Origin of the sequence: Sphingobacterium athyrii (assembly GCF_003071065.1) — a bacterium.
Lineage (GTDB): Bacteria > Bacteroidota > Bacteroidia > Sphingobacteriales > Sphingobacteriaceae > Sphingobacterium > Sphingobacterium athyrii.
Window position 1 is genome coordinate 85568 of sequence record NZ_QCXX01000002.1, and the last position, 20004, is coordinate 105571.

At 39.1% G+C, this 20004-nt stretch carries 17 protein-coding genes; 10 read left to right on the plus strand and 7 right to left on the minus strand.

Annotated elements, in window-relative coordinates:
- Positions 1-23: 23 nt before the first annotated feature.
- Positions 24-398, minus strand: coding sequence for a hypothetical protein (locus DCO56_RS06860; RefSeq protein WP_108633030.1), 375 nt, complete (start codon positions 396-398; stop codon positions 24-26).
- Positions 399-830: 432 nt separating this feature from the next.
- Here DCO56_RS06860 and DCO56_RS06865 point away from each other — a divergent pair, with 432 nt between their 5' ends.
- Together DCO56_RS06865 and DCO56_RS06870 are read left to right on the plus strand one after the other, a co-directional pair.
- Positions 831-1355 (plus strand): hypothetical protein, encoded by a 525-nt coding sequence (locus DCO56_RS06865; protein WP_108633031.1) that lies wholly within the window; start codon positions 831-833, stop codon positions 1353-1355.
- 102 nt (positions 1356-1457) lie between these two features.
- Entirely contained in the window at positions 1458-2336 is an 879-nt protein-coding gene (locus DCO56_RS06870) for an OmpA/MotB family protein (protein WP_108633032.1), read from the plus strand.
- Between the two features lie 85 nt (positions 2337-2421).
- Here the strand turns inward: DCO56_RS06870 and DCO56_RS06875 are convergent, their stop codons facing one another.
- From DCO56_RS06875 to DCO56_RS06885, 3 genes are all read right to left on the minus strand, one after another.
- On the minus strand, positions 2422-3057 hold the full coding sequence (locus DCO56_RS06875; protein WP_108633033.1) for a gluconate 2-dehydrogenase subunit 3 family protein: 636 nt from the start codon (positions 3055-3057) through the stop codon (positions 2422-2424).
- Positions 3058-3060: 3 nt separating this feature from the next.
- The gene (locus DCO56_RS06880; protein WP_108633034.1) at positions 3061-4797 is read right to left on the minus strand and encodes a GMC family oxidoreductase; all 1737 of its coding nucleotides are present in this window, start codon (positions 4795-4797) and stop codon (positions 3061-3063) included.
- A 305-nt stretch (positions 4798-5102) separates the two neighbouring features.
- Positions 5103-6695, minus strand: a complete 1593-nt coding sequence (locus tag DCO56_RS06885; protein ID WP_108633035.1) for an ABC-F family ATP-binding cassette domain-containing protein — start codon at positions 6693-6695, stop codon at positions 5103-5105.
- Between the two features lie 270 nt (positions 6696-6965).
- Here DCO56_RS06885 and DCO56_RS06890 point away from each other — a divergent pair, with 270 nt between their 5' ends.
- Together DCO56_RS06890 and DCO56_RS06895 are read left to right on the plus strand one after the other, a co-directional pair.
- Positions 6966-8306, plus strand: a complete 1341-nt coding sequence (locus DCO56_RS06890) for a sigma-54-dependent transcriptional regulator (protein WP_108633690.1) — start codon at positions 6966-6968, stop codon at positions 8304-8306.
- The gene (locus DCO56_RS06895; RefSeq protein WP_108633036.1) at positions 8303-10030 is read left to right on the plus strand and encodes a sensor histidine kinase; all 1728 of its coding nucleotides are present in this window, start codon (positions 8303-8305) and stop codon (positions 10028-10030) included. Before DCO56_RS06890 ends, DCO56_RS06895 begins: the two co-directional genes overlap by 4 nt.
- 524 nt (positions 10031-10554) lie before the next feature.
- On the opposite strand, the gene yiaA is transcribed toward DCO56_RS06895, so the two are convergent.
- Entirely contained in the window at positions 10555-11022 is a 468-nt protein-coding gene (gene yiaA / locus DCO56_RS06900; RefSeq protein WP_108633037.1) for an inner membrane protein YiaA, read from the minus strand.
- Positions 11023-11165: 143 nt separating this feature from the next.
- On the opposite strand from yiaA, the gene DCO56_RS06905 reads away from it, so the two are divergent.
- Complete coding sequence (locus DCO56_RS06905) at positions 11166-12674, plus strand: hypothetical protein (RefSeq protein ID WP_108633038.1); 1509 nt, start codon at positions 11166-11168, stop codon at positions 12672-12674.
- On the opposite strand, the gene DCO56_RS06910 is transcribed toward DCO56_RS06905, so the two are convergent.
- Both DCO56_RS06910 and DCO56_RS06915 read right to left on the minus strand, forming a co-directional pair.
- Positions 12668-13291, minus strand: a complete 624-nt coding sequence (locus tag DCO56_RS06910; RefSeq protein WP_108633039.1) for a murein L,D-transpeptidase catalytic domain-containing protein — start codon at positions 13289-13291, stop codon at positions 12668-12670. The genes DCO56_RS06905 and DCO56_RS06910 overlap by 7 nt on opposite strands.
- A gap of 61 nt (positions 13292-13352) precedes the next feature.
- Positions 13353-14456: a DUF695 domain-containing protein gene (locus tag DCO56_RS06915; RefSeq protein ID WP_108633040.1), complete on the minus strand. Its 1104-nt coding sequence runs from the start codon at positions 14454-14456 to the stop codon at positions 13353-13355.
- Positions 14457-14668: 212 nt separating this feature from the next.
- Between DCO56_RS06915 and DCO56_RS06920 the strand changes: the two genes are divergently transcribed.
- The 5 genes from DCO56_RS06920 (at position 14669) to DCO56_RS06940 (ending at position 19987) form a co-directional block, all read left to right on the plus strand.
- Positions 14669-15145, plus strand: a complete 477-nt coding sequence (locus DCO56_RS06920) for a BON domain-containing protein (protein ID WP_241254786.1) — start codon at positions 14669-14671, stop codon at positions 15143-15145.
- 13 nt (positions 15146-15158) lie between these two features.
- The gene (locus DCO56_RS06925; protein WP_108633042.1) at positions 15159-15578 is read left to right on the plus strand and encodes an SH3 domain-containing protein; all 420 of its coding nucleotides are present in this window, start codon (positions 15159-15161) and stop codon (positions 15576-15578) included.
- A 177-nt stretch (positions 15579-15755) separates the two neighbouring features.
- Positions 15756-16625 carry a hypothetical protein gene (locus DCO56_RS06930; protein WP_108633043.1) on the plus strand — a complete coding sequence of 290 codons (870 nt, stop codon included), beginning with the start codon at positions 15756-15758 and terminating at the stop codon, positions 16623-16625.
- Positions 16626-16894: 269 nt separating this feature from the next.
- Entirely contained in the window at positions 16895-18097 is a 1203-nt protein-coding gene (gene tyrS / locus DCO56_RS06935) for a tyrosine--tRNA ligase (RefSeq protein WP_108633044.1), read from the plus strand.
- A 132-nt stretch (positions 18098-18229) separates the two neighbouring features.
- Complete coding sequence (locus tag DCO56_RS06940) at positions 18230-19987, plus strand: aromatic amino acid hydroxylase (protein ID WP_108633045.1); 1758 nt, start codon at positions 18230-18232, stop codon at positions 19985-19987.
- Positions 19988-20004: the final 17 nt, after the last annotated feature.

Genomic DNA, 20004 nt, shown 5'->3' on the forward strand with positions numbered 1-20004 from the left:
ATTAAACGATAGCTTTAAAAATATTATTTGTCTATTTGTAGTAGATTGTTAATGACTTCGGTGATATTATCGATATCTTCACCATCCTCCAGCATCGAAAACGCGAGATATGTTGCATAGATCTCAGGACTGAATTTAACATGTTTGTCTGAAATAAACTTGTCGATCTGCTGCTCATTGCATTCGAAATTTATACTTTGCAACTCGTTGAACAGGTTGGTTGAGATTGTTTGATGATTTTCCCCACAGGCAAATCCTGCAATAATATGGAATAGAAATTTATCGGTTATTTCGTCATCTTCCTTTTTGAACATAGCACGAATATGCTTATAATCGAATTTAGTTTTTGCACTATTGACTATAGTGTCCCAAATCTGATACTCCGCTTTTGTCTCCATAGCTCACTTTAAATTTATATTGGTATAAGCAATATACTAAAAATAATTTTATTTTGGGCAAGGATGGAAGCAAGATTTCTTTGGAAGTGGCGTGTATGCTATTTTTTTTGTACGCCATCCAGACGCAAATTAAGACATTAAGAGGTTGAAAATCATTTCACCTAATAAACATCCCAATAAGATGCCGGAAATAACGGATAGACTTATTTTTAACCAGATAGGGCTTGTTGTTAACGCTAATTTCATGCTGTAAAAATGCATTAAAAAAATCCGTTAAGAAAGAATTTTGCTGGAGAAAAAGCCTATTGTAGTCATATCATGACATGAAACTATGGGCTTTGTGGTATGATAATTGAAAATTAATATTTGAATTCGATTTTTTTAGTAATTTAAGTCGGAAAATGATTTTTTGAAATAGCCTGATTTATAATTATGATGACACGAATAGTATTGACAGTATTTCTGTTTACAATGGCAAAGATGGGGCTGGGGCAGCAGTTGAATATTGATAAGATCCGGAAAGATTATGCTGAGGCCGTTAAGGATGAGGATTTATGTGAACGGAATTTTGAAATACTCGATGAAGGTGCTAAATCCACTACAGAAAAAGTTTACCGGGCGGCTTATGAGATATTAATGGCTAAACACATGGGTAACCCCTTTAAAAAAGTCGGTCAGTTTAAAGAAGGTAAGAAGCATTTGGAAGAATTGATTAAAGATAATCCCAATCATATAGAAGCCAGGTTTATTCGATGGAGTGTGCAGGTCCACGCGCCTTCATTTTTGGGATATAAAGATAATATTATTGAAGATAAGAACTTCCTTATCAAAAATCTTCATAAGTTGCCAAATGAAGAAGCAAAATCAATCATTTACAATTACCTGAAAGGAGCCAATTCCTATCTGAAAGGGGGGCAGATATTCACTACGGTTGATTTAAAGGAACTTGGACAATAGACGTTAAAGGATGTTAATTCAATAGAATGCTATTTTTTTGGCTGCAATATTGCTTTATTTTAGTTCGACGAATTAATTCAACATCTACAAAATTAGAATGCTATGAAGAATATAGTTTTTCCGATGTCCATACTGACCGCAAGTTTACTTTTTACGGCATGTGGTGTCAGTAAAAAAACATATGTAGGTTTGCAGACAGAGTATAAAACCTTGCAGACACAATATCAGGATAGCCAACTTCAATTGACTGAAAGTCGGTCACGGATTAAGAGTTTGGAAGATCAATTGGCTTCAGAACGGCAAAATAATGCTGATCTTAAGGCGGCTTATGCAGCGTTACAAAGTTCTCTGGATAAGAGTATCAATCAAAACTCACAGGGAAATGTCAATATTTCCAAACTTGTTGATGAAATCAATGCTTCAAATAAGTATATCAAACATCTTGTTGAAACAAAGAACAAGTCTGACTCGTTGAATTTGGTGTTGACAAATAACCTGACTCGATCACTGAGCCGTGAGGAGTTACAGGAGGTTGATGTTCAGGTTTTAAAAGGTGTAGTATATATATCGCTAGCAGATAATATGCTGTACAAGTCTGGTAGTTATGAAATCAGTGATCGTGCTGACATGACGCTGAGCAAAATAGCGAAGATTATTCAGGATTACAGAGATTACGAAGTATTGATTGAGGGTAATACAGATACTGACCCCATTTCAAAACCAAACATCCGGAACAACTGGGATTTAAGTACATTAAGAGCTTCTTCTGTTGTTCAGGCCTTACAGACTAAGTACGGAGTGGATCCCAAGCGATTGACAGCAGGGGGTAGAGGAGAGTATAATCCTGTTGCAGATAATTCAACCGCTCTTGGAAAGCAACGCAACCGTAGGACACAGATTATTATTACACCGAAGCTGGATCAATTTATGGAATTGATTGATAAAGCCCCGGAGCCAACTGAGGTAACACCGGAACAATAAGTTAATCCCAATATCGCTCCGTGGAGCGATAGGAGATACTGTTTAAATAAAAAATCCTTTCCGATCTTTGGAAAGGATTTTTTATTTACCCGAAAAATTTACTTGGATCAAAACCATGTTCCTTCAGTACATCGTCTGGAACACCGTTCCAGACCCCCGGTTTATTGCCGGCATATCCTATATCTTTGATACCTATCTCACTGGTATAAAATCCGGAAGAGGTGAGGTTGCGCATCAATGAAAAGAACGCGGCGCCCTGTTGCATTTCTGGTTTTGCCAGCTCAGGATAAGCAATTTCATCTACGAGTGCAAGTTGATCTTTGCTGGCACACTTTATAAATACATTACCATACCGTCTTTTAGACTGAAGATCCAGCCAACGTAGACCGCCCCGCATCGGGATCTTATTGTCGGGTAAATCTTTGACAATAAACTCGATAAAATCGGGCACTCCCGCCTCTGAAGCACTTCCTGATGTGCTGTCCTTTGGAATAATGATATCGGCTAAAACAGTAATTGTTGCCATTTCATGTTCATCAAAAAACTTTTCTGCCTTTAACTGCGCTGTCCTTTCATATTCAAAATCCTGAACACCGGGCAATTTATCCGCATTATTTGCAGTTGTAGCGTTTTTAGCGTCTTTGGAATTACAAGCTGCGGTTAAAAGACCAGATCCAGCCGCAATAAAGCCTAATGCTTTTAGAGATTCTCTTCTATTCATGCTTTAACCATTTAATTTTTTCTTTTCCTGTAATATGTATTCTGCCGTGCGCATTGATAGAGCCAGAATTGTCCATGTGAGATTTTTATCACCTTGTTGTACAAATGGACCGGCGTCTACTACATAGAGATTTTTGCAGTCATGGGCTTGTCCCCATTTGTTTAATACTGAAGTTTTAGGATCATTGCCCATTCGGGTTGTGCCCCCTTCATGAATAATTTTTCCTGGGGCTTCCAAACCGTATAAGGTATCTGCACCCGGAATTTTAGACGTAATGACAGCACCCATTTCATGCATAATGGATTGAAATGTTTCTTGCATGTGTTTGGCTTGTGCTATTTCTTCATTTGCCCATTTGTAATTAAAGCGGAGTACCGGAATGCCAAATTTGTCAACTTGGTTAGGGTCAATTTCACAATAATTATCTTTTCTTGCCAATGCTGTACCGCGACCTGCCATACCAACATTTGCACCATAGTAGCTGCGGAAATCTTCTTTCAGCGCTGTGCCATATCCGCCTTTCGCTTTTGTTTTTCCATTGGCACCTTTTCCGGTATCATTTACGTTTGGTACCCAGTTTAAAAAGCCATAGGATGGCATATGCAAACCACCGCCGTATTCAATATGATAACCTCTTGGGAAATTCAGTTTTGCGTTGTCTTCCCACCATGGTGAATAGATATGCACGCTCCCCACCCCGTCTTCGTTATATCTCTTACGATCGAGAAGTTGGGGTAAATATCCAGACAGGCTGGCTCCAGTCGAATCATGGAGATATCTTCCGACTAAGCCACTGCTATTTCCTACACCGCCGGGGTGCGATTTCGATTTTGAATTTAGCATGATCCGGGCGCTTTCGCAGGCACTCGCACCCAGAATAACCGTTTTTCCTTTTACGGTATATTCTTGTAAATCTTTTGTGTCAACATAGGAAACTCCAGTAGCGATGCCCTCATCGTTGGTCAATACTTCCCGAACCATTGCATTGTCGATCACTTTTAGATTCCCGGTTTTCATTGCTGGAATCACCAGGCAAGATGATGATGAGAAATCCCCATATACTTTACATGCACGGCCGCATTGTCCGCAATAGAAACAGGTCCCTCTGTCTTTAATGTCTTTGGAAACCTCGGTCAGTACCGCACCACGCCCCGGAATGACAGGTACACCGGCTTTCTTGGCGCCTTTTGCAATATATAATTCGTTGAGTCGAGGTTTTGGAGGTTTCATAAAAATACCATCAGGTTCGTTATGTATGCCCTCCGCTGTTCCATAAATACCGATCATGCGGTCTACGCGATCATAAAATGGTTTCACTTCATCATAAGTGATCGGCCATTCATCCGTGACCCCATCTTTCGGTTTAAAATCATCAGGTCCCATCCGCAAAGATATACGTCCCCAGTGATTTGTTCGACCACCCAGCATTCTTGCTCTGAACCATTCGAATTCGGTTCCATTTACTTTACTGTAAGGCTCGCCCTCAAGTTGCCAACCGCCAAAGGCAGCGTCGAAATCGCCAAAAGGCCGTGTGGTACCGGCTCCTCTTCGTGGGGACTCCCATGGCCAACGTAACTGTAACGAATCTTTTGCCGGATCATAAAAGGGACCAGCCTCCAGCATCAATACTTTGAGACCTGCATGCGCCAGGATATATCCGGCCATACCCCCTCCGGCACCAGAGCCGACTACGATCGCGTCAAACAATTCGGGATTTTCTTTAATTTGATAATTTGACATAATTAAATTGAGTAATTAATTGAATACCCGATGAGATACATTTCTTGAGCGATTTAGCTATCTATGGGACGGTTCAATTAATTGATGGTTATTGTTTCATGTTTAAAATCATCGTGAATATATTGATAAAATTTTATTTTTTTTCAATTTAATTTATCGTTTTAGCAAGTTTCTAAATAAAGAATAGAAGATTGTTACAAATGTCGTGTTGATTATTTGAATGAAACGAGCATGATGTGGGTGCCCAGCGTAAAATGGTACCGATATTACTCGCACAAGAAATATCGGTTACCGCTTGATCTGACTTAATTTTTTAAGTTGATTGTGCTATCTATTCCAATCTCTTGCTGAAATATTTCATCATGCGAAATAACAAGCAGTGTACCCTTGTAACCTTGAATTGCATGGGTAAGTACACGAATATTTTGGATATCTAAATTATTGGTAGGTTCATCCAATACGATCAGATCCGGAGCCTGCTGTTTAATTGTTAGGCAGCACAGGATCAGACGCATTTTCTCTCCGCCACTTAGAAATTTACAAGATTTGTCCCAGTCATCTTTCCCGAATAGAAAACGGTTGAGTCTAATTTTGATTTCGTGTTCTGGTAAGGATTCTGTATTGTAATTTTGAGCCTGTTCATAAACGCTCAGCTGCGGATCGATAAGTGAATACTCTTGGTCGAGGTAGATAGCGCTGAAGTTATGTCGTTCAATTCGACCTTGCGTAGGAGTGAGACGGCCTAAGAGCAATTTAACCAATGTCGTTTTGCCGGAACCATTGTTGCCCTTTATAATAACTCGGTCTCCACTGAATAGCTGTAAGTCAATATTTTCCTTCCATAGTGCAGTTGAATTGTATTGAAAATTGATGTCTGTGGCTTTAATGATGCTTTTTCCGAGTGGGAAAATACTGTTTCCCAAATCAATTTTGATTTCATCCAATGCAGCTTTTGTACTCCTAAGCCCTTGGAGATTGGATTGGATATCGCCAATTTTGTCTTGGTGAACACTTTTGATTTTGGCCGTGCTTTTTTCCGCATTGTTCCGTAATGTGTTCATCATAATACGGGCAACACCTGCTTTCTCCTGTTTTTTTTGACCGCGGTTGTTTAATCTATTTTGCCTTTCAATGGTTTCTCTTTCTTTTTCTTTTGCAATTTTGACTGCTTTTTCCTGATGTTGTATGTCCTGTTGTAAAGCATGACGTTCTATTTCTTTTTGCGACTCATAAAATGCATAGTTTCCGCCGTACCGTTTGATGCCCTTTACTGTCATTTCTAAAGTATCTTCCAGAAGGTTGAGGAGCATTCGATCATGGCTGACGACTATGATGGTTTGCTTTGAAGATTCTATCCAGCGATAAAGCTGCTTTTTGCTTTCAAAGTCCAAATGATTGCTGGGTTCATCTAAAAGAATAAGTTCACAAGCGTGAATCTGGATACCGGCCAACAGTATTTTAGTTTTTTGTCCGCCGCTGAGATCGGACATTTTCTTTTTCAAATGAATTTCTGGTAGATTCCAATACCTGAAAGCTTCCTGACAGCGTTCTTCCAGTGTCCAGTCCTCTTGAAGATCATTGAAATTTTGTTCGGAAGCATCGCCTTCTAGAATAGCATATAGTGCTTCCAGCTTTTTGTCAATGCCCAAAGCTTGGGCAACAGTAAACTCGTCATACTGTCCGGTAACCTGCGGGACGTACAAGGGGCGGGTATCGCAGTGTATGCTTCCTGCACTGGGAGATAGATCTCCGGCCATCATACGCAGTAATGTGGATTTACCGACACCGTTGTTGCCAATTAATGCTATTTTCTCTTGCGAGTTGATTGATAGACTTATGTTTTCAAACAATAAATCTTTATTTGGATGTATATAGGATACCTGTTGTAATGAAATCATGCTAAAATTCTTTAAATGTTAAAACAGACCATTTCGATAAGCCATTTATCGCTGGTATTGATGACGTTCTAAAGAATTTTAATCTTACATACAGTTTTATTTAGTTGTGGTACTGCAAATATACAGCTTTATTTTTGATCTCAAAAGTTTGTTTTTGATCTATAGTCAAATTCCTTAATACTTGGCTACAAAAATATAGGGTAATAGGTTGAATTTTGAGTGTATATTATTGCTGTTTGCGTGGAACAAATCGTAATTTTGAAAAAAAACATGGTAAATAAAATACTTCTTATAGATGACGAGGAGAAACTTCGTAAACTGCTCGCTAAGATTATCACTTTGGAGGGGTTCGAGGTAATCGAGGCCGCTGATATTAAATCTGGCTTGAAAAAGCTTGATGTTTTCGATATCGATGTTGTATTGTGTGATGTTAAGTTGCCCGATGGCAATGGCGTGGAAACCGCAAAACTGATCAAGGAACGTTATCCTATTGTTGAAATTATACTATTGACTGCCTATGGTAATATTCCAGATGGAGTTAAGGCAATAAAAAATGGTGCATTTGAATATATAACCAAAGGTGATGACAACAACAGGATTATTCCTTTGCTCTATAAAGCCTGTGAGAAGGTTGCGCTCGCCCGAAGGGTGAGACAATTGGAAAAGCAGTTGGGTGCTAGACTCTCATTTGATAAAATTATAGGAAGCTCTGCTGCCATAAAGTCTGCAATCGCTTTGGCTCAAAAAGTTTCTGTTACGAATACGACTGTGCTTTTAACCGGGGAAACGGGGACAGGTAAAGAGGTGTTCGCACAAGCGATCCATCAAGCTAGTCCGCGAAAGGAACGTAGTTTTGTCGGAATAAATTGTGCGGCTTTCACGAAGGATCTGTTGGAAAATGAATTGTTCGGACATAAATCAGGTGCATTTACGGGCGCAACAAAAGACCAGCGAGGTCTCTTTGAAGAAGCGCATTTGGGGACCATTTTTTTGGATGAGATCGGGGAGATGGCGATCGAACTTCAGGCCAAAATCCTACGTGTACTAGAGACAGGGGAATTTTTAAAAGTAGGTGATTCCAGGCCAACAAAAGTGGATGTCCGTATTATTGCCGCAACCAATAGGGATCTTGAAGCTGAAATTGATGCCGAGCATTTTAGAAGCGATTTATTTTATAGACTATCGGTCTTTACGATACAGCTACCGCCTTTGCGCCAACGTGTTCAGGATATTCGGTTATTGGCCCAATATTATGCCGATATTTTCGCCCTAAAATCGAATATCAAACCTTTACAAATGACAGCCGAATTTGTCGCTGCTCTCGAACGAAATGTGTGGCGGGGAAATATCCGTGAACTAAAAAATGTAATTGAACGCAGTGTCATATTAAGCGAAGATGGACGGCTGGATGTCGACAGTCTTCCTTTTGGAGTGAATAGTTCGAAAGCCAACGATGTGTTATCCTCCAGTTTTTCCATGACAACTGTAGAACGCCAGCATATTCAGCGCGTATTGCAGCACACAAATGGAAATAAAGCAGAAGCAGCGCGCTTGTTGGAGATCGGTGTAGCCACCTTGTATCGAAAAATTGAGGAATATAAAATACAATGAAACTTAAGGCAAAGCTGACTTTCGGTGTAGGTTTTTTATTTTCCATGATCCTGTTTTTGGCCGTTTTAAGTGGCTGGAAAATCAGTCGTTTAAAACAGGATACCAATAATATTTTAGTTGCAAACTACAATACACTACAGTATTCAAGGAATATGCTGCTTGCCTTGGAGCAACTTCATGCCGACTTGAGCGGGCTGGAGCTTTTTGCACAGAACTTAAAATTGCAACAGCAAAATATGACCGAAAATGGAGAAAAAGAAGCTACCGCACGTGTGAGTTTACATTTTTCAGCACTCCAACGGCAGCCATCAAATCTTGTTTTAATCGCTGATCTCAGGAAAGATATATCTCAATTGATGTATCTGAATATGGAAGCGATTGAGCACAAAAGTAAAATAGCAGATGACACGGCAGAAAAAGCAATTCTAGCCATATCGGTAGCAGGAACGATTTGTTTTATGATTGCTTTTGTGCTGCTTATTAATCTTCCTGCGACAATCGCAAACCCAATTGCCCAATTAACGGAGAGCATACAGCAGATCGCCAATGGAAATTATCGACGACGCTTGCGTTTTGAGCGAAATGATGAATTTGGTCTCGTGGCCCAGTCCTTTAACACCATGGCTCAAAAGCTTGAAGAATATTCCGAAAGTAAGCTGGGGAAAATATTGGCTCACAAAAAGCGGATTGAAGCATTAATAGCGAATATGCATGATGCGGTTATCGGCGTTGACGAAGAGGGGAAAGTACTTTTTGCGAATGAACAAGCCTGTCTGATAACTGGGGTAAAATTGAATGATTTTGAGGGAAGAAAATTGCAGGACATTGCTCTGTCTAACGATTTGGTAAATTGTTTAACAGGTAAGCTGTCGCATGAGCACCGAGAGAAAACGAATGCAGACCCGATTAAGGTGTTTGTCAATGGTAGGGAGAGTTATTTTGAGGAAGAGATTATCCCTATTAACATTATTCCAACAGGAGAAAGTGATTTTCAATATATAGGACAGTTTATCTTATTAAAGAATATAACCACATTTAAGGAGCTTGATGTCGCCAAAACAAATTTTATCGGAACAGTTTCTCATGAGTTGAAAACACCGATTGCTTCCATACGAATGGGAGTCCAGTTGTTAGAAAATAAGCAGATCGGTGCGTTGAATGACGAACAGAAAGAATTGCTTGTTAGCATTGCCGACGATACAGATCGTTTGTTACGTATCACTGGTGAGCTGTTGAATACGGCTCAGGTCGAAAGTGGTGCAATTCAGATGAAACTGATTCCAGTTGATGTAGCACCAATAGTAGAATATGCTGTATTGGCCAATAAGTCGATGGCTGAGCAGCGAGGAATTCATGTTGATGTTCATGTAGCGGAAGATTTGCCGTTAGTCATGGCAGATAGTGAAAAAGCGGCCTGGGTATTGACGAATTTACTGTCTAATGCAATCCGGTATTCCAATGAACGGACTTCAGTTTCTATTCTAGTCAGCAAGCACGAGTCAGGAGTGTTTATAAGTGTACAGGATGCAGGGCAGGGAATCGCGCCACAATACCTTGCCAAAATTTTTGAACGATATTTTCGTGTTCCAGGGACAAACAAAGAAGGTACAGGCTTAGGGTTGAGTATTAGCAAAGAATTTATTGAAAGTATGGGCGGGAATATTAGCGTGGAAAGCGAATATGGTGCTGGAAGCACATTTTCATTTTTTCTCCCTGTAGCCTAAATAGCGCAACCCTATCAATCTTTAAATCTATTTTCAAAATAGAGCGGTTTTTCCATTCAGAGGCCTTTTGGTTGGTCTTTTTTACGACCAAGCTTGGGGTAACATAGCACATTTATTGCCGTTTACTTACTCTTTCATTACTTTTTCATGGTCAATACAGCAACGAAAAGGCAACGAAACAACAACCAAATACCAGAGAAATAGCAAAGAAATAGAGAAGCAGAAGTAAAGCAGAAGCGAGTCAGGTCCCTAGAAAGTACGAAGAAACGGCCTATAATAACCAAAGAATCACCAAAGAATCACCAAAGGATAACCAAAGGATCACCAAAGAATAAGCGATAAATAAGCAGAGAAATAGTAATAAATAAGCAAAGAATAAGCAAAGAATAACCAAAGAAAAAGGCCATATCTCATTGCTTCTTTTTGAAAAAATCGCTTTTTGATATGACCTTTTTCTGTTTTCTTTAGTGATCTACAATAAATCCTGCGGCGTGCCAAGCAGCGGCCGCAGGACAGGCAAACCGCTAAAGTTTTATTTCATTATCGTCAATAAGCTTAGCGTCCCGTGTGTTTTTCTGAACGGCAATCGCCGAGAATATACTTAATGAAAAAGACATGGCGTAAAACCCTTTTTCGCTCAGCAGCAAATCTGCGTTCCATAATCCTACCACAAGTAAGACTACGGCGGCAATGGTTGCAAACCAACTTAAGCCGTAATAAAGTTCAGTTACTGCAAGCCCTTCGGTTTTATCTCTGACACTTTTCTGAACAGAGATAACTGCAAATAAGGCAAACAATAGGATGGTAAAATAATATCCTTTTTCATTTAATGCCATTGAGGCATTCCATAGCCCGATGCAGTAACCAATAGTTCCAACCAGCAATGCGGTCCACGATGCGCCAATGAACGCTCCTGTTGGTTTGAAAGGATTTCTTGTGTTTGAATCCTTTTTCGAAATTTTTTCTTCAATCATGTTTTTTAGCGGTTCCATAATTTTTATTTTTTATTGTTGTTTTTTTTTTATTTGTTGATTCAAATATCAGAAGGATCTGAGCTAATAGAAAATCAAGTTATTTAAAATACTGATGATATTTTTTTATTTATTAGATTTGATTTTGATGTAAATTTGAAGTTATGGATTCAATTGCAGAACTTATTGGTATATTAAATAATGAAGATATTAAAGAGTTTAAGGGGTTTTTAAAAAAGAAAAACAAACGAAACGATGTCAAGAATATCAGGTTGTTTGAAATTTTAGAAACTGATGATATAAATAGATTAAAAAAACTTTATGGTTCTTCAAAAAATAAAGATGCTTATCATGCACTAAGGAAAAGATTACATGATAGTCTTTTATTTTTTATTTCAAACAAGACTTTTGAACGCGATAATAGTGAGGCACATGAAGCGCTGAGATTGCTGATCGTTGGCCGTTTCCTACTGGAAAATCACCTGATAAAACCGGGCTTTAAATGCTTACAACGGGCTGAGCATAAAGCTTTACTTCTGGAGCAGTTTAGTCTGCTCAATGAAATCCTACAAGTTAGGTTGCAATATGCCTATCTGGAATCTCATCCTGAATTAGAACTATTGGTGGATCGTTTTAGAGTAAACCAGCATAAAATGCAGCAGGAAGCAAAGTTTCAAATTGCTTATGCAATTCTCAGGGTCGAATTGCAGGATATTCATTTAAAGGGGAAGATTGTAGATCTGAATAAATTAGTGCTTGATACAATCGGTAAATATGATATTTCATTACATGAATTATTGTCTTTTAAGTCGCTTTATCAGCTTTTGTTTATCGCTAACGAGTATGCAATGATCCATCAGAATTATGCGTTGGTTCGGTCATTTTTGAAAACAAGTGACGAATTTATAACAAGGCAAAAGGTAAATTCAGTGCATCACTCGTTTTACTACCTGCATATCCTTTATTACCTTGCAAATTTCAATTTACGGAATAAGCTATTTGATGAAAGTCTAACCTATTTAGAACAGTTGATTGCAGGCTGTCCTCCGGGGACAGTGCTTCGTGCTCAATTTCATTTGCGTTATTATTTACTAAAGGCCTTAAACTACCATTATATGGGCGAAGGAGTACAGGCCCTTGCTATTTTAAGACTTGGGATCCAGCAATCAACATTGAAGTCCAATGAAGCTGATCTTGCCGACTTACAATTATGTCTAGTTATGTTTTTGACGCAATTTCAAGATAAACTAGCATTGACAGAATTAAGGAAAATGATTAGGACGGATGCTTGGTATGAGAAGAAAATGGGTATGCTCTGGACGATCCGCAAGAGTTTGTTGGAGATATTGATCCATATTCAATTTGGGGATATTGACCTTGCAGTTTCGCGTATGAAAAGCTTTAAGCGTCGGTATAGAAGATACTTGGAGACGGTTCGGGAAGGTCGCGTTGTCCATTTTTTAAGACTGGTTGAAAAGTATCTCCAAAACCCGGCGATGGTGAAAAATAAAACCTTTATCGCCGCCATTGACAGCATGGCTCAAGATAACGAAAATCAAGATTTATTTGTGCTGGGATTTATTGCCTGGTTAAAATCATTGATCACATCGGAAAGTCCTTATCAAGCTTTATTGCATCTGGTCGGAACATTGAAGTTGAAAAAAGATCAATAATAAATAGTCAAGATGATCTGTTTTGGAGAAGGGTCAATAACAGCCTGCAATCTTTCGTAGAATTTTACATTTACCATCGGGCAGCCCTGGCTCAAACATATGGAAGCAACCTGTTCATCATAGGGCATGCTATTGTATTTATGCAAAACAATGTTTCTGCTATAGGCATTGCTATTGGAATCTTCAAGTCCATACAACTTATAAGCCTTTCCGAAGTGGCCATTGTAAGATGGGCCGATCGAGTACATGCCTAATGAAGTAGCATAAGAGTTTTCCGTATTACTGAAATGAAGTTGACCAGCTTTTCCGGTTTCCGAGCCAGAGCCATGAGCCACTAAACCCTGATCCAGTATCCGGTTGTTTTGAAGGTCGACAACAAAAAAACGATTCCTGCCTGAGGGTCTTCTCATATCGAGAAGAAAAGCAATCTCTTCATTGTATTTTTTTTTATTTTCAACCAGGCTTTTGACCCGATTGAAGGCTTTATTATACCGCTCCTGGTCTGATAAGGTCGTGTTTTCAGTGCGCTCTGCAAAGGACCAGTTATTAGTTCGGGATATTTTGAAAGCGATTAAACCGATCCCGATTATGATCATGAACGCAATAAGTTTATTCATTTATTAGAAATAATTTCTTGTTTATAAAGGGATGCCTATCTATTTTTTGCGGTTTATATCGTTATTCCACTGTTCTGTTAAATCGCTCAAAAGATTTCCAATATTTATCTTTATAGATTGTATAGTCTATCTGGAGCTGATTTTGATACTGTGTTATTAGCTGATCTATCGTTTGGGAGGATTTTCTAAATTCCGTGCAAGCGAGATAAACTTCCCTTAAATTGTCCGCAGTTTCCCGGCCAATATTGAGGTAGCCAATATCATGTGGAAGACTAGCCATGAGTTCATCCTCAAATTTATCCATTAAGTCGTATGTTTTCTGGTCAGGCATACCGTTTGTGGCAGTTCCGTCATAATTGATCCGTAATGTTACGATCCAGGGGTGTGAGGCCTTTCCGTCCCAGTCTAATAGTGTTGTGTTTATTATGGCTAAAATAGGTAGGTCATTTTCCATTACACCCTCAAAAGCAGCGTAGGAATCATTTTCGATTTCGTGTCTTATATCTGTATATTTTTCAATAAATTCTTTTTCCCGCCATATTAAATAGTCTTTTAACTTGTTCAGCGGGATGAGCTCTCCAGTTGCTTGTTGGCTTGACGTGACATTTAAGTTGTCAATGGTGATGATCGAATTTAGCTCGCCGATATAATTATCCAAGAAGATTTCAACGCCATGAGCGATGTTAGCTTTGTTTTCTTCCGTATAATCGGGGTGGACAATAATTATATCGACATCATCGGGACGGTATCTATGCTCGATGGGGTAAAAATACATCGTGTTAATATCAAAGGAAAATCCATACATTGTTATTTTGAATTTCTCCATATCCTCGATTGCCGGTTTTAAAGCCGTGAATTTCCAGTTTGGAAGGGGAGGCGCTGCATCAACTAGGGCCTCAACGAATGCGATATTTTTTACAACGCCATCAGGAGTAATGACAAGTTCAGCTGTATTATCGTTATACATTCCTGTTAAAAAATAGAGCTCTTTTCGGAGTGCGTCAATTCTTGGAGAAAGTTTGCTGAAAAAATTCTGATCGATATCATCACTATTTTTTACTGTTTGGAAAAAAGCCTGCTCGTTTTTTGTAAACCAATTCCAGAAATCCTGTATACTATCTTTTTTATTTTCTTTCTTACCAAAAATATTGTTCAAAAATCCCATAATTCCTATTTATTCGATTGAATCCCTATATTGTATGTAAAAACTGTTACATCTTTGCTATTAAAATTAATGATATAATTAGGATCCAACAAGTGATTTGCTGTTTAAAAATTATCTGACAAACAATTGATCGATCAGTTTGTTAAGGATATTGTTGGAAATTATAAATTAATATTGAGCATATGAAATTTTGCAAATTAACATTTTGCCTTTTGGCAACATCTGCAGCACTTTCTTTTTCTGCATGTAAATCAGGATTATCGGATGATAAACTAGAGGAAAAGATAGAAAATGCACTTACGGGACGTAAAACTGTTGATGTTGAGGTCGAAAAAGGAAAGGTAATCCTTAGCGGCACTGTAGCGTCAGAGGAAGAAAAACAACAGATTGAATCGATCGCAAAAACAGCAGGGGATAAGGATGTCAAATCTATTCAAAATGATATCGTTGTGAGTGCACCTGTTGCAGCAACACCGGCACCGATTACAGTATCGAATAATGATGCTACACTTGGCGCAGCCGTAAATACGTTTATGAAAGATTTTCCATCCGTTCAGGCGAGTGTTAAAGATGGGGTTATTTCGGTAACAGGAACGTTGGAACAGGCAAAGATTGTTACATTGAAACAAGGTTTGGATAATCTAAATCCAAAAAAAGTGGATTTGAGTGGTATTGTTGTAAAAAAATAAAATAGCAAAAATTATGTCATTACAAGAAAAATATAAAGTTCTTTTGGATACTGCGCAATCTTCAGGTGTTAATGATCTGAATTATGCTGAAATGGATGGTGTGCTTCAGATTAGGGGTACTGCGCCTACCGCTGATGTGAAAAATAAACTGTGGGAAATTTATGGAAATATAGATCCAAACTTTCAGACAGGTGATGTCGTCTTAAATGTTGATGTGGCTACAGAGGTGCCCGGAAGCCAGGTGAAGGTAATTACAGAGAATAGCAACTTAAATATTCGAAAAGGCCCCGGAACTGACCAGCCTATTGTAGGAAAAGCAGCGAAGGGCGAAATTATCACATTGATTAGCAAAGCAAACGACCAATGGTGGTTAGTGAGGACCAACGATAATGAAGAAGGGTACTGTTATGCTCAATACCTTGAGTCGGTCTAATAAGATCAGTTCCTGAATAAAATATAAGGAGATCTATCTTAGGGATATTTCTCCTTTTTTTTTCTGTATGCTGTTGTTTTAGCGCTTTATATTCCCTGTTTAAATTTAGTTTCATCTGGACTTGCAGTTTTTGGTGTAATAATTGTACTATATGTTTTGCAACAAACTTATTACAATATGTCGAAATTGAAATTCTTCTTGTTCCCATGTATTGCTTTGTTGGGACAAATAGTCGTAGCTCAGGAGTATGTTCGTTTGGATAAAGACAGGTATCAGTTACATTTATCAGAATCTCCAAAAGATACTATTAACATCGTTGAAAAAGGACAAGTCACTAAATTGAAGCAAGGAAAATATATTGTGCAGCAAAATCAATTTATGGGCCCGTCTAATGCCTTTATTGCGGTCAACAAAGACGGTTTAGTGGATGGAAATTTTAAGATTGAAAAGGAAGGAAAGCGTGCTTTGGTCCAGGTCAGGCACGGTGTGATGCAGCAAATGGAGGTGAAAGCGGATGCAGTAATGGATTTTCAGTATACGATTACGGATACTTCAAGTGTACAGCGCGATTTTCGAAACGGTAAAATCAGCCAGGAAAAGATAGTGATTTATCAACCTAATATAGGAAAGAAGAAAGTATTAAAGACTTTTTTTGACAGCTACTATATCGTTGAAAACGAGTTTGACCACAGTAAATCGGAGTATGGCCTGGATAACAAGTTGCTTTATAAAGCGAAGTTGGATTGTGTCGGTCAGGTCGTCGAATCGAAGTCGTTCAACAGGGACGGCCAACTACTTAAACATACCTATAAAAAAGATAAAGTCAATTACACCGACTTATATCAGCATAATAACCTTGTCGAGAGACTGTACAAATTCAATGGTTCGAGTTATAGGGAATATTTTAAGAACCAATTATTATTGAAGAAAATTGTTGAGAAAAAACGAAATGGCCGAGTTGAAAGATATGTATATAATGCCGAGGGTAAATTGCTGGAGAAAAGTGAAGGCAGCAATTTGAAAAAGACAGACGGGAGTAATGTATAATAGCGTTTTTGATCAGTAGGAAGCAAAACCCGGCCTTCGGTAGAAGCTGACCACGTATTATACCGCCTTTTTTGAATTTTAAAATTATAGCATTACCTTTGCCTAGGCAATGAAGAAAATGAACAACATATTACGTCTTCCATTTTTCTTTAATTATTATCTCCCGATAGTAGTTCGGGAACCTTATGCCTATTAAAATTTAGAAAATTTAATTATTTATATAGCTAAGCCCGAACATAACGTTCGGGCTTTTTTGTTTTTATAGCATTATGTTAACAGATTTAGAAGAAAACATTGAAATTATGTTGCCAAAGGGTGGGCTGAGGTCCAAATTGCAACAATCTAAAGAAACTGGGCGTCCGCTGATTATTAAACTGGGCTTTGATCCTACTGCTCCGGATCTTCATCTGGGGCATGCTGTCGTGTTGAAAAAGCTTAAGCAATTTCAGGAATTGGGCCATCAAATCATCGTTTTGGTTGGGAGTTTTACTGCGCGGATAGGAGATCCAACTGGCAAAAATAAAGCGCGTAAACCGTTGAATCAGGAAAAAATAGCTGAGAATGCTGCAACCTATATCGCACAGTTAGCCAAAATTATCGATATGTCAAAGACAAAGGTTGTCTTTAATGGCGATTGGTTAGATAAATTGGATTTTTCGGAGGTTATTCAGCTTGTTTCAAAAGTGACAGTAGCGCAGCTTATGCAACGACATGATTTTCACAAGCGTTTTACGGAAAATCAGCCTATTGCCATGCATGAACTTATCTACCCGATACTACAAGGTTATGATTCGGTGCACATCAGAAGCGATATTGAGATTGGGGGGACAGACCAATTGTTTAATTGTACAATGGGGCGACAGCTTCAGGAATCTTTCGGTATGGATCCTCAGGTTGTGCTCTGTATGCCACTGCTCAGAGGATTGGACGGTAAGGAGAAAATGAGCAAATCACTGCACAATACCATTGGTCTGTTGGATGAGCCGAATGAAATGTTCGGCAAAGCAATGTCTATTCCCGACAGCTTAATCCCGGATTATATTGATCTCACAACAGACTTTACTGCGGCGGAGAAGAAAATGCTAAAGTCACGCATGGAAATGGGCGAAAATCCGATGGAAGTCAAAAAGCTTATTGCACATAATCTTGTATGTCAATATCACGACCAGCAGGCGGCAATGGACGCAGCGGATTTTTTTGCCAAACAATTTCAGCGAAAGTCTTTTGATGATAAAAGTTTTGTAGAGGTATCACTGCCACTTGCCAAGACACAATTGGGTCCTGTTACAAAGCTTGTTGATCTTTGTCACTTTTTAAAAAAGGATCAGAGCAAGTCCGCTGTCCGTAGACTCATATCCGAAGGAGCAGTTCAGATTGATTCGACTAAATGTCTGGATCCGGATCTGCCTATTGACCTGACGACTGGTTTTAGAATTAAATTAGGAAAAAGAAGTTTTTTTAGATTTGTTTAGGAAGGTTTTATGAGTCATACCTTTGATATATTTTGTAAAAAAGCACGAGAATATAAAGTTGCCCTTTCGGAAACCATAAATATTTTCTACCTTCATACAAAGTCTCACACTTTATTTTGATACCGATTATAAATGGAAACATATAATAATGTTGTTTTGGAGCAGTTGCCCAAACATTTAAAGCGCTATGTAGTCGCCCAGCAATACGAACGTTATACGGCTTTGGATCAAGCCTTGTGGCGCTATGTCATGCGCCAAAATTATTCCTTTTTAAAAGATGTCGCTTATTACCCATACATACCAGGATTGAAGAAAGCGGGGCTTTCCATTGCGCACATACCGGATCTGCAACAAATGAACGATAGTTTGAAATTAATCGGTTGGGGGGCTGTAACGGTTGATGGATTTATACCACCGGCAGCTTTTATGGAATTTCAGGCGCATCGGGTATTGGTCATTGCCGCAGATATCCGACAATTGGAGCATATCGAATATACACCAGCACCGGATATCATTCATGAATCTTCTGGACATGCGCCCATTATTGGTGAGCCCGACTATGCTGTTTATTTACAGTACTTTGGCGAAATCGGGACAAAAGCATTGTCGTCCCGGAAGGACTTCGAATTATATGAGGCTATTCGTCATTTGTCAATTTTAAAAGAGCATGCGGGCACAACCGAAACCGAATTGGCGGAAGCTGAAAACCGGTTGAAGATTGTCCAGGATAATATGGGCGAACCTTCGGAAATGGCTTTGCTAAGTAGATTGCACTGGTGGACTGTGGAGTATGGTCTGATCGGTAGTCTGGAAGATCCCAAGATTTATGGTGCGGGGCTACTCTCTTCCATTGGTGAAAGTGCCAGCTGTATGCAGAAATCGGTACCTAAGCTTCCCTATGATTTAAATACTGTAGCATATACCTATGATATCACTAAGCCACAGCCACAGTTGTTTGTAACACCCGATTTTGAACATTTAATGGATGTCCTGAATCAGTTTGCAGATACTATGGCCTTCCGGGTTGGCGGAAAACAAAGTTTGGAAAAAGCGATTGACTGTCAGGCTGTATGCACGATTGTTTATAGTTCTGGATTGCAGGTGTCCGGTGTTTTTAAGGCGGCAAATGCAGATCAGTCTATTTCCTATATACAAACAGTAGGCCCCACTGCATTGGCGTGTTCTGGGAAGCAATTAGAAGGACACGGGATAAATTATCATCGGGAGGGCTATGGTTCTCCGGTCGGTCTTCTCGCAGATAGCAATAAAGATTTGGAGGATTTCTCAGACGAAGATTTGACCACTTATGGTATTAGTCAAGGAAAGCGATGTTCTTTACGGTTTTATTCAGGGGTTGAAGTTGAGGGCGTTGTTTTGAAGGTTGTACGTCAGGCGGGTAAAGTTGTGTTGATTTCGTTTGAAGATTGTGAAGTCTACCGAAATGACCGGAGGGAAGTTTATTTTAAACCTGAATGGGGAGTTTACGACATGGCTGTAGGGACCGAGATTATTTCAGTATTTGCGGGGGCTGCCGACAAAGATGCTTATGAGTCTATTGAAGAAGAGACGGAGAAGCCATCCGTTTTATCGTATACGCAGATTGAAGACTCAAAATTGCTTGTCTTGCATGCACAGATCGGAACACTCCGCTCGGGATCTTTTGATGCTGAGCATTGGACGGCTATCTTTGGTCAGCTGGATTCCGACACCACAGATCACTGGCTCGCGCTCGTCGAGCTTTACGAAATCGCCTGGGCACATCATGCCTATGATTTAGCTGAAAGTGCTGAACGCAAGCTTCTAAATATTATTACAAGACGACCCAACTTGAAAAAGCTGATAGATGACGGTATCCGGGTAGCGAAAGAAGAACCCTTAAATAATCATTGAGTGAAATGATTGATTCC

What these genes read in the sequence shown, in the direction of transcription:
- DCO56_RS06915 (WP_108633040.1), bottom strand. Translation starts at nt 14,456, where the DNA reads ATGGGATTTTTGAACAATATTTTTGGTAAGAAAGAAAATAAAAAAGAT.
- yiaA (WP_108633037.1), bottom strand. Translation starts at nt 11,022, where the DNA reads ATGGAACCGCTAAAAAACATGATTGAAGAAAAAATTTCGAAAAAGGAT.
- DCO56_RS06890 (WP_108633690.1), top strand. Translation starts at nt 6,966, where the DNA reads ATGGTAAATAAAATACTTCTTATAGATGACGAGGAGAAACTTCGTAAA.
- DCO56_RS06885 (WP_108633035.1), bottom strand. Translation starts at nt 6,695, where the DNA reads ATGATTTCATTACAACAGGTATCCTATATACATCCAAATAAAGATTTA.
- DCO56_RS06870 (WP_108633032.1), top strand. Translation starts at nt 1,458, where the DNA reads ATGAAGAATATAGTTTTTCCGATGTCCATACTGACCGCAAGTTTACTT.
- DCO56_RS06905 (WP_108633038.1), top strand. Translation starts at nt 11,166, where the DNA reads ATGGATTCAATTGCAGAACTTATTGGTATATTAAATAATGAAGATATT.
- DCO56_RS06895 (WP_108633036.1), top strand. Translation starts at nt 8,303, where the DNA reads ATGAAACTTAAGGCAAAGCTGACTTTCGGTGTAGGTTTTTTATTTTCC.
- DCO56_RS06940 (WP_108633045.1), top strand. Translation starts at nt 18,230, where the DNA reads ATGGAAACATATAATAATGTTGTTTTGGAGCAGTTGCCCAAACATTTA.
- DCO56_RS06910 (WP_108633039.1), bottom strand. Translation starts at nt 13,291, where the DNA reads ATGAATAAACTTATTGCGTTCATGATCATAATCGGGATCGGTTTAATC.
- DCO56_RS06865 (WP_108633031.1), top strand. Translation starts at nt 831, where the DNA reads ATGATGACACGAATAGTATTGACAGTATTTCTGTTTACAATGGCAAAG.
- DCO56_RS06875 (WP_108633033.1), bottom strand. Translation starts at nt 3,057, where the DNA reads ATGAATAGAAGAGAATCTCTAAAAGCATTAGGCTTTATTGCGGCTGGA.
- DCO56_RS06860 (WP_108633030.1), bottom strand. Translation starts at nt 398, where the DNA reads ATGGAGACAAAAGCGGAGTATCAGATTTGGGACACTATAGTCAATAGT.
- DCO56_RS06880 (WP_108633034.1), bottom strand. Translation starts at nt 4,797, where the DNA reads ATGTCAAATTATCAAATTAAAGAAAATCCCGAATTGTTTGACGCGATC.
- DCO56_RS06925 (WP_108633042.1), top strand. Translation starts at nt 15,159, where the DNA reads ATGTCATTACAAGAAAAATATAAAGTTCTTTTGGATACTGCGCAATCT.
- DCO56_RS06930 (WP_108633043.1), top strand. Translation starts at nt 15,756, where the DNA reads ATGTCGAAATTGAAATTCTTCTTGTTCCCATGTATTGCTTTGTTGGGA.
- tyrS (WP_108633044.1), top strand. Translation starts at nt 16,895, where the DNA reads ATGTTAACAGATTTAGAAGAAAACATTGAAATTATGTTGCCAAAGGGT.